This window comes from Limibacillus sp. (assembly GCA_037379885.1).
In the GTDB taxonomy this organism is placed as follows: Bacteria; Pseudomonadota; Alphaproteobacteria; order Kiloniellales; family CECT-8803; genus JARRJC01.
The window spans coordinates 1-5,901 of sequence record JARRJC010000081.1 but is presented as its reverse complement, the minus strand read 5'-3'; the positions used below and the strand labels follow the sequence as shown (position 1 = coordinate 5,901).

Here is a 5,901-nt window from a genome sequence, read left to right as displayed (position 1 = left end):
AGGTGATACACCGAACTTCTGTCTCACTAGCGTCTGGCGGCGGGCTTCTTGAAGATGGCTACAGGCTCGGACGCAATCTGAGAGAGTTTGGGGCAGTACTGGTAGTCTGTTCTGAATGCAGTCATAGCGAACGTCCGCTTCTGGCTAGAAGCAGACGTACTGCGTACGAGCATCATCTCTTTATTCGGGGAGCCCAGCCATTCGCAGTCCTTCCACGAACCGCGAGAGGTGCTCAGGGACATTGCTCGGGACCTTTCCGGCGTCTTCGATCGTATGCGTAGGCTCCAGAGCCAAGTAGTCCTCCACGGCAGAATGCGCTTCTTCTATTCGCCCAAGCCAAGCCAAGGCGCTCGCCAACTGCCGTCTGAAAGTTGGATTTTGCGGAGCCAGTCGGATTGCCTGTTTCGCGGTGGCAACTGCGTCGTCGTACCTCTTTAGGGCATGGTAAGCCCAAAATAGACCCATCAACCAAAAGACCATCATTCCGTCTCTTGGGCTCAATCGGATCGCTTCCGAGATCTTTTCTATGCTTTGCTCCGGTTCGCCGAGAAGGGCGAGTTCTGCTCCCTTTATACCGATCGCCGGAGCAAAGCTTGGCGATACCTCTATGGCCTTCTCTATCGTGGGAAGTACTTCCTCCCAATGATGAGAAACGATGTGGGCCCAGGAGAGAATCGTGAGCGCCCAGGGGTCAGAGCCGTCAATCGCAACCGCTCTCTGCGCAACCTCAATCATCAGCTGCAGGGATTGGGCGGGGGAATCGCTCCAGCGGTAATAGGCTTCGAGGAAATGGACCAGGGCGAGGTCGCTCGTTCCGAACTCACCCGATGGAACGAGAGAAATGGCCCTTTCGAAGAGTTCTCTAGCTTGCGCAGCATCATCCCGACCCAGCTTCCAAAGGTGTGCCCGACCTCGCATCACGCACTCCCAGGCGTCCAATTGCGAGGGGGCTTTCTGCTTTGCCTGTCGGGCCTCACTAGAGAGGAACTCGGGCGCGATGGCTCCGACGATGGCATCCGTCAACTCATCCTGCACTGCAAAGATGTCCTCCAACTCGCGGTCGTAGCGTTGCGCCCAGACGTGGTTCCCGGTGGTGGCGTCGATCAACTGCGCGTTCACCCGCAGACGGTTTGCGGCCCTGCGCACGCTTCCTTCGAGTAGGTACTTGACACCCAGTTCCGCGGCCACCTGCTTCACGTCGGTGGATCGCCCCTTGTAGGTGAAGGTCGAGTTGCGGGCGATAACGAAGAACCATGGCATGCGCGATAAAGCAGTGATGATGTCCTCTGACATGCCATCGGCAAAGAATTCCTGGTCCGGGTCGTCGGACATGTTGTCGAACGGCAGGACAGCGATCGACGGCTTGTTCGGGCGCTCCTTGACTTCTCGGGCGAGCGGCAACGCCGAGACGACGGCAGCTGTGTCGGGCAACCAGCGCCAAACATGCACCGCGCGGTCGAGGTTCTTCAAACGCTGCACTCCACCGTCATCGAAGGTGAACGCATCTATGCGCCGTACTTGCTGATAGACGGCGTCCGATACGCAGACACCCCCGGGGTTTGACAACCTCTCCAGGCGACTCGCGATGTTTACGCCATCGCCATAGATGTCTTTTCCTTCGATGATGATGTCACCAAGGTGAATGCCGATCCGTAGCCGGATGCGACGATCGTCGGGCACCGAGTGTTCGCTAGAACTCATGAGTTTCTGTATCTCTACCGCGCACTCCATGGCGCCTAAGACACTTGCAAACTCGGCGAGTAGGCCGTCTCCCATCAATTTGACAACGCGTCCACCGTGGCTGTCGATCTGAGGTTGGACGATCGCCCTGCGAATATCTTTCAAGCGATCCAGTGTCTCCTGCTCGGCAGCCTCCATCAGCCGCGAAAATCCGACGACGTCTGCAGTTAATATCGCCGCAAGCTTGCGAACCATCGGCACAGTCCCTACCACATCAAGGTATTAGAAGGAGCGCGATTGCTCTATGGGTTTTGGCGTTAGAATGATGCGCGGCGTCTGACAACTACGGGGTACGCGGCGCTGGAAGAAATCTAGCGTCCGCTATTGGCTAAAAGCGGACATACAATAAGCCCGCTGAGAGCGGGGAAACGCCGACCAAATGGGCGCACTCCTGCTGATAATGGCCGACACTGGTTCATAGACCGCAAAGGAGTCGTGGCACGTGGTCTTCCAAATTTCAGATGGTGCTGTCAGTTCTTCAATCCGGCGAGGCGCAGTCCTTTGATGTAGTGCTCCCGATCCTCGACGTTCTTCAGACGTACGGTCTGGTCTACCGTTATAGCGAGAAATCGGGTTTAACCCTAAGAAGGGCGTCCAAAGCCAGGGCAGCGTCCTCTGACCCCCCTAGGCCAGCGGCTGAAACCACATGGGCGTAGGGCCAGAATACCTTTGGATTGTCTCGGATTCCCTTTCGCCCCCAACTTATCGCTTCTTCATATCTACCCAATAGCACCAGCGCGAAGCTGTGCATGGTCGAAAAGGCCCAGCGATAGAGATCCAGGGGGCTTAATCTTGCGGCCGCTTCAAACTCGGCCAGGCTCTCCGCGGGCCGGCCGCCAGTGGCAAGAGCCGCGCCCAATCCATGATGAGCCAGCGCTGAGTTCGGGTTCAAGCTGATCGCCAGTTCCAACTGTTCGATCGCATTCTCAAAATCTCCATCGAGAGCCAACAAACGGCCTAAGACATAGCGTGCAAAGGACGAGCGGTCATCGGCCTGCACCGCCGCTGTCGCTTCACGTATGCCCTGCGCCAGAAGTTGTTCCCGCTCCTTGGGTTCCTGGGGCTCAAAGTTAAAGATGACCTTCTGAAAAGTCAGGTAAGCCAAGCCAGTAAGCGCCGGCGCATAGTTGGGCGCACCCGCTAGGGCTTGTCTGAAGCAGATAACAGCGGCCTCCGCATCCTCTCTGTTCAGTTTGTACGTGTGCCACATTCCGCGCTGATAGGATTCCCAGGCGTCGAGATTTTCTGGAGACTTGGCCCTTGCCCGCTCCCGTTCTGCGTTCTCGAGTTCGGGTTCAATTGCCGCAACTATGGTCCCGGTGATCTCGTCTTGGAGCTCAAAAACGTCTTCTAGAACCCGATCATACCTCTGTGCCCAGAGATGGTTCCCGCCCTCCACCTCGATTAACTGAGCCGTGATTCGAAAGCGGCTCGTGCTTCGCCTAACCGAGCCTTCAAGAACGTATCGGACACCGAGTTCATTGCCGATCTGCTTGATGTCTTTTTCATGTCCCTTAAAGGCAAAGCTCGAGTTCCGGGCGATGACGAATATGGAGCCGAATCCTGAGAGCGCGGTGATGATGTCTTCGGTGATTCCGTCAGCGAAGTAGTCTTGCTCCGGTTCAGCCGACATATTGCTAAAAGGCAGAACCGCGATAGAAGGCTTGTCGGGGAGAGCAAGAGTCTCGGAGGCCTTCTCCCCAACCTCCTTTCGCTCTTCTCGTATCCACTGCCATGCTCTTATCTGGCGGGTCATGTTCTTAAGCGCGACCTCGCCCTTGTCCTGAAATGCGTCGCCCAATTTCCCATGGATGTTCTGGCGCACCACATCAGAGATGCAGACACCGCCCGCCTCGGATATGCCTTCAAGCCGCGCCGCGATATTTACGCCATCACCAAAGATGTCCCCGGCGTCAAAGACAATGTCTCCAAGATTGATGCCAATCCTATAGCTGATGCGCTGTGCTTGAGGGACGCGGTTTTCCCGTTCGGGCATCAGGCGCTGTATCTCAATCGCGCACTGGACAGCATCGACGACACTTGGGAACTCAACCAGGACACCGTCGCCGGTCGACTTCACGATCCGCCCTCCGTATTGATCTATCTTTGGATCTATGAGTGCAGAGCGATGGACTTTTTGCCGTTCAATCGTGCCGGCTTCGTCAGCCGCCATCAAACGGCTGTAACCGACCATGTCAGCGGCCAGAACTGCAGCTAGACGGCGCTCCATCGTATTCCTCCCATCCTGAGAGGATAACCGGGCCGGCTAAAAGACACCATCAAGCTGTGATGAACGAAGAACGACGTTTGCTAGCCGGGTTGAAGGTCTGATGAAGGTCGATTCTGAAAGTCCACTATTGGCTAAAATCAGAAATCTTCCTCCGCGCCCAGGACACGCTCTATTCGCAGACGTAAACGGGCGGCCATATAGCAATAACGGCCTGCGGTTCCTTGCAGTTGCGACCGAGCCCTTGTTCCTTGATCCTCTCACCCAGATCAATCTCGCTTCCATCTGTGGGGCTGAACAGAAAGCAATGGCCCACCAGCTGCCCACCCGGACCAGCCACCCGTTCTCCAGTTAATCGACACTCGATCTCCCTGCCGGTGACGGCAAGAGAGCGCAAGAAGGTCACGGCTTCCTCTTGCTTGTCGGGGGGCACAAAGACATCGCGAAGCCTCACTTCGATGGCACCAACCCAGATGTACTCAGGAGAGTTCACGTCCCCGATCTGTCCGGTCAGGACAGCATCGTAATCTGATGGTTCTGCATGCGCTGGCGTAATGATTAGAAGAGAGATTACCAGGAGTAAGATCATTCGAGGCATAGCGCGCGCCCTTCTTGGGAACCGTCGATGATTAGCTAGTCTACTATCCAGAGATTCATCCTAGGGATTCAATTCGCCAGGTGGGTAGGCGTTCTTATCCGCTTCTGGCTAAAAACGGTCGCTATCAATCGTCCGAATCGTCCTGTTACTCGATGCCGGCTTTCTTCAATCCTTCCAGCCACCTATCCGCTAGGCCTTCTTGAGCGCAATAAGCAATCCTCTTTATGGCGTCAGGCCGTGATCCAGGCGTCCTTTCAACAAAACGTGCCCAATATTCCTTAGCCCTTCGTTCGTCTCCTAGGTGGCCATAACACGCTGATAGGAAAGCCATCACATTCGCTGGCGGCATGCTGGTTCGCTCATAGCAGGCTATTGATTCTTTCCATTGCCCAAGCCCGAAATGTACATGCCCCCATATTTCCCAGTGCCAATCGGGAGGCATTGGCTCGACCTGCTCGCGCCGCTTTAGAAACTCGGCAGCCTCGTCAAACCTTCCAACAGCAGACAAATACCATGCGTAATCCGACCAGATGGAGGAATCGTGCGGATTTAGAGAATAGGCCAACTTAAAATGCTGCGCGGATCGCTCATAGTTACGCGCCTTCAGATACGCAGTTGCCAACATCGCATGACAACTACTGTCGCCAGGGTCAAGCTCGACGGCTCGTTGCCCAGCCTCGACAGCAGCTTTGATGTTTTCTGCTGAGAGATCACCGTCAAAAGATGGCACCGTCCATAGTTGCGCAGAAAGCAGGGCGTGAGCCCGGGCAAAATTACAATCCAATTTGATCGCATTTTGGAGCAGCCTCTTGGCTTCGAGGCTGTCTTCCGTCGTGTATCGCCGATCGAGATTCAGGGCTCTGAGGTAGTAGTCGTAAGCGTCTAAGCTGTCCGTGGTCTTTCTCATAGAACGGTTTGCCTCAGCCGCTGTCACACGATCTGCGAGTTGCGTCACGATGGCGTGTACCAGTTCATCTTGAATCGCAAACACGTCAGCGAGTTCTCGGTCATAGCGTTGGGCCCAAATCTGGCTTTCACTACTCGTGTCTACAAGTTGCGCGGTCAAGCGTATGCGCCTTCCATCCCTCCTAACGCTTCCTTCCAGCAGATAGCTTGCGCCGAATGAAGTCACTGTTTGCCTGAGGTTTTTCTCACTATCACGAAGCACGAAAGAGCTGCGGCGAGCGATAACTTTGAGAGATCCAAACCGGCTCAACTCAGTCATCACGTCTTCGGTGATACCATCAGAAAAATAGTCCTGATCAGCATCTCCTGAGATGTTTGTGAAAGGGAGCACGGCAATAGACGGTTTACTGGATGGCAAGTTCGTGCTCTG

At 55.3% G+C, this 5,901-nt stretch carries 4 protein-coding genes; all 4 read right to left on the bottom strand.

The genetic code is table 11. The features are described 5' to 3' along the window. Positions 1-180: 180 nt before the first annotated feature. Positions 181-1,935, bottom strand: coding sequence for an adenylate/guanylate cyclase domain-containing protein (locus P8X75_14240; GenBank protein ID MEJ1996344.1), 1,755 nt, complete (start codon positions 1,933-1,935; stop codon positions 181-183). Positions 1,936-2,296: 361 nt separating this feature from the next. After that, a complete protein-coding gene (locus P8X75_14235) occupies positions 2,297-3,970 on the bottom strand; it encodes a tetratricopeptide repeat protein (GenBank protein MEJ1996343.1) in 1,674 nt (557 codons plus the stop codon). A 169-nt stretch (positions 3,971-4,139) separates the two neighbouring features. Further along, positions 4,140-4,556 (bottom strand): hypothetical protein, encoded by a 417-nt coding sequence (locus P8X75_14230; GenBank protein MEJ1996342.1) that lies wholly within the window; start codon positions 4,554-4,556, stop codon positions 4,140-4,142. Between the two features lie 154 nt (positions 4,557-4,710). Further along, a partial coding sequence (locus tag P8X75_14225) for a hypothetical protein (GenBank protein ID MEJ1996341.1) occupies positions 4,711-5,901 on the bottom strand: 1,191 nt, incomplete at its 5' end.